Origin of the sequence: Bacillus sp. L_1B0_5, assembly GCF_000836715.1 — a bacterium.
In the GTDB taxonomy this organism is placed as follows: domain Bacteria; phylum Bacillota; class Bacilli; order Bacillales; family Bacillaceae_G; genus Bacillus_A; species Bacillus_A thuringiensis_S.
In genome coordinates this window covers 1-730 of sequence record NZ_JXIS01000228.1, presented here as the reverse complement: position 1 = coordinate 730, position 730 = coordinate 1, and the positions used below count along the sequence as shown (strand labels likewise).

Below are 730 nucleotides of genomic sequence, written 5' to 3'. Positions count from 1 at the left end.
TCGATCAACCATGTCACGTAGTCCGCGAATTACACTGCGAATTTGACGATGACAAGTATACTTTAATACATGAATGAATTTATTCATGTCTGCAGACAGTTCACCGATATTCATTTCTTGTAAGACTGCTTCGATAAATTTTGCTTTTCTAGCATAGGTAGCTTTTGGTGTAAATGGATCCCTATGTTGTTCTTCTCCAGCTTCTTTCGAACATAAGAAGTCTGAATGGATAGACAGATATAACGTCGTATATCGTTTTGTATGCTTTACACCTTTTTGCATTTTACAAATTTTGAATAGGGGATTCCCCGTACATGGTAATGCAGTTGTTAATTCCTCGATAACCGCACGGATCTGATGCGGATATTTTTTATGTAAGAAACGATACATCCCACCGAAGTGAGTTTTGTTTCCTCTTTCGTCCTGCTTGTCCAAAGAACGCTTTAATGTTGTTTCCGTATGTTGTTGCATCGCAATGTCTAAGAAAAGTTTCTTAGCTGCTATAGATAGCTTAAAGAAATCCTTTGTAAATATAACAGGACTAATATATACATACGGATTTGCTTTTTCTGTTTCCTCATTCATAAAATGAGTGAGTTTAATTGTATAACGACCATCTAGTCCGTTTTCAATGGAGATAATATTATGTAAGTTTAATTTCTTTAATGCGATATAGAATTGAGAGTGTTGGATATAAGCAAATTCTTCTTTATATTGCTTGTAATCTTCC

Annotated in this window: 1 pseudogene; it reads right to left on the bottom strand. The window is 34.8% G+C overall.

Features of this window, described 5'->3' with window-relative positions:
- Positions 1–730: pseudogene (locus RT27_RS35640) on the bottom strand (hypothetical protein); the annotation flags it as partial.